This is a genomic window from Xanthobacter aminoxidans, from assembly GCF_043193615.1.
Taxonomy (GTDB): domain Bacteria; phylum Pseudomonadota; class Alphaproteobacteria; order Rhizobiales; family Xanthobacteraceae; genus Xanthobacter; species Xanthobacter aminoxidans.
This window is the reverse complement of record NZ_JBAFUS010000012.1, coordinates 2,501-5,603: the sequence shown is the minus strand read 5'-3', so window position 1 is coordinate 5,603 and position 3,103 is coordinate 2,501. Positions and strand designations below refer to the sequence as shown.

General features: G+C 55.8%; 2 tRNA genes and 2 rRNA genes (1 of these 4 only partly in view). All 4 read left to right on the top strand.

The features are described 5' to 3' along the window. Window positions 1–213 precede the first annotated feature (213 nt). Window positions 214–1,698: ribosomal RNA gene (locus V5F74_RS25965) — 16S ribosomal RNA — on the top strand. Between the two features lie 186 nt (window positions 1,699–1,884). Continuing rightward, a tRNA-Ile gene (locus V5F74_RS25960) sits at window positions 1,885–1,961 on the top strand. Window positions 1,962–2,031: 70 nt separating this feature from the next. Continuing rightward, a tRNA-Ala gene (locus V5F74_RS25955) sits at window positions 2,032–2,107 on the top strand. Window positions 2,108–2,482: 375 nt separating this feature from the next. Further along, a 23S ribosomal RNA gene (locus V5F74_RS25950) occupies window positions 2,483–3,103 on the top strand; it runs 2,203 nt beyond the window's last position. Together the 16S and 23S rRNA genes with 2 tRNA genes alongside form the textbook arrangement of a ribosomal RNA operon.

Genomic DNA, 3,103 nt, shown 5'->3' with positions numbered 1-3,103 from the left:
CGCTGTTTGACATGTATGACAGAAGAAAGAGAAACGTGGACGGCGGAGTCCTTGCGGGCTGCGACTGACCGAGAGGTTGGTTTGCAGCTGAGTAAGACTTGGCGGTCTAACGGAACTCCGGACCTTTTAGTTATCACGCGAGTGATATTGAAGTGTCCGACCTCGTCAAAGATGAGTGTAAGTTCGTTATAGACTAGCCTGATCAAGCTCATACAACTTGAGAGTTTGATCCTGGCTCAGAGCGAACGCTGGCGGCAGGCCTAACACATGCAAGTCGAGCGCCCAGCAATGGGAGCGGCAGACGGGTGAGTAACACGTGGGGATCTACCCAATGGTACGGAATAACCCAGGGAAACTTGGATTAATACCGTATGTGCCCTTCGGGGGAAAGATTTATCGCCATTGGATGAACCCGCGTCGGATTAGCTAGTTGGTGAGGTAAAGGCTCACCAAGGCGACGATCCGTAGCTGGTCTGAGAGGATGATCAGCCACACTGGGACTGAGACACGGCCCAGACTCCTACGGGAGGCAGCAGTGGGGAATATTGGACAATGGGCGCAAGCCTGATCCAGCCATGCCGCGTGAGTGATGAAGGCCTTAGGGTTGTAAAGCTCTTTCGCCGGTGAAGATAATGACGGTAACCGGAGAAGAAGCCCCGGCTAACTTCGTGCCAGCAGCCGCGGTAATACGAAGGGGGCTAGCGTTGCTCGGAATCACTGGGCGTAAAGCGCACGTAGGCGGATCGTTAAGTCAGGGGTGAAATCCTGGAGCTCAACTCCAGAACTGCCCTTGATACTGGCGATCTCGAGTTCGAGAGAGGTTGGTGGAACTCCGAGTGTAGAGGTGAAATTCGTAGATATTCGGAAGAACACCAGTGGCGAAGGCGGCCAACTGGCTCGATACTGACGCTGAGGTGCGAAAGCGTGGGGAGCAAACAGGATTAGATACCCTGGTAGTCCACGCCGTAAACGATGGATGCTAGCCGTTGGGGGGTTTACCTCTCAGTGGCGCAGCTAACGCCTTAAGCATCCCGCCTGGGGAGTACGGTCGCAAGATTAAAACTCAAAGGAATTGACGGGGGCCCGCACAAGCGGTGGAGCATGTGGTTTAATTCGAAGCAACGCGCAGAACCTTACCAGCCTTTGACATGGCAGGACGACTTCCGGAGACGGATTTCTTCCAGCAATGGACCTGCACACAGGTGCTGCATGGCTGTCGTCAGCTCGTGTCGTGAGATGTTGGGTTAAGTCCCGCAACGAGCGCAACCCTCGCCTCTAGTTGCCATCATTCAGTTGGGCACTCTAGAGGGACTGCCGGTGATAAGCCGAGAGGAAGGTGGGGATGACGTCAAGTCCTCATGGCCCTTACGGGCTGGGCTACACACGTGCTACAATGGCGGTGACAGTGGGATGCGAACCCGCGAGGGTAAGCAAATCTCCAAAAGCCGTCTCAGTTCGGATTGCACTCTGCAACTCGAGTGCATGAAGTTGGAATCGCTAGTAATCGTGGATCAGCATGCCACGGTGAATACGTTCCCGGGCCTTGTACACACCGCCCGTCACACCATGGGAGTTGGCTTTACCCGAAGGCGCTGCGCTAACCCGCAAGGGAGGCAGGCGACCACGGTAGGGTCAGCGACTGGGGTGAAGTCGTAACAAGGTAGCCGTAGGGGAACCTGCGGCTGGATCACCTCCTTTCTAAGGATGATCCCTCAGGTTCGAGGCTTCGGCCTTGATCTATCGGATCTCTTCAGAAACATCAGCCGGACACAGATGGTCACATCGTGATCTGGCATTGGCGGGACACCGCCGTCTTCGTTTCTCTTTCTTCGCGGACAAGCTTGACGCCCAGGTTGTGACCTTGATTGGTCACGTTCCGGTTTCGGGCCTGTAGCTCAGGTGGTTAGAGCGCACCCCTGATAAGGGTGAGGTCGGACGTTCGAGTCGTCCCAGGCCCACCACCATCAGACAGTTCTTGCCTGCGCCTCATGTCCGAAGCTTCGCGAACTCTCGCCTGTGGCATCCTGTGATGGGGCCATAGCTCAGTTGGGAGAGCGCGTGCTTTGCAAGCATGAGGTCGTCGGTTCGATCCCGTCTGGCTCCACCATTCTTCTTTTCTTGAGGAAGATGATGGCAGGGTGGTTTGCGCTCGGCTCCCTTGAGTGAAGGCTCTTGGGGTCTTGAGCGTCTTGTCCGCGAATATCTGTTTCGCATGTTCCATCATGCCGGTCTCCGGCGGAACATGCACGGCTGTATGACATCGTGAATAGGGCATTGATCGACTGTACCGTGGCAACACGGTCGGGTCGTGGGGAAGGTGGCGACACCTTTCGATGCGATCATTGGGTGCTGACCGCACCATTGTCGACAATGCGAAGCTGGTCTTTTCAAAGAAGACGTCGAAGCCGTCCGGCCGGGAGCGATCCAAGATCGCATTCCGGACGCGGGCCTCTGCCGAGGGGTGGGCATCGACGATGAGAACGATCAAGTGTCTTAAGGGCATTCGGTGGATGCCTTGGCGCTAAGAGGCGAAGAAGGACGTGATACGCTGCGATAAGCTTCGGGGAGCCGCGAATGGGCTTTGATCCGGAGATTTCCGAATGGGGAAACCCACCTTCGAAGACTGGAACTCCGAGGTTTCGACCTCGGAAGGGAGCAATCCCAACGAGGTTTAGGCTTCGGATTTCCAGTTTTCAGATGAAGGTATTTGGCCCTGAATACATAGGGGTCAAAAGCTAACCCGGGGAACTGAAACATCTAAGTACCCGGAGGAAAGGACATCAACAGAGACTCCGCTAGTAGTGGCGAGCGAACGCGGACTAGGCCAGTGGCGAATGCAAGACAAGTGGAACCGGTCAGGAAAGCCGGGCCTCAGAGGGTGACAGCCCCGTACACGTAATGCGAACATTCGTCCTCGAGTAAGGCGGGACACGTGCAATCCTGTCTGAACATGGGGGGACCACCCTCCAAGCCTAAGTACTCCTTAGCGACCGATAGCGAACCAGTACCGTGAGGGAAAGGTGAAAAGCACCCCGACGAGGGGAGTGAAACAGTTCCTGAAACCGGATGCCTACAAACAGTGGGAGCCCAAGGTTCGTCCTGG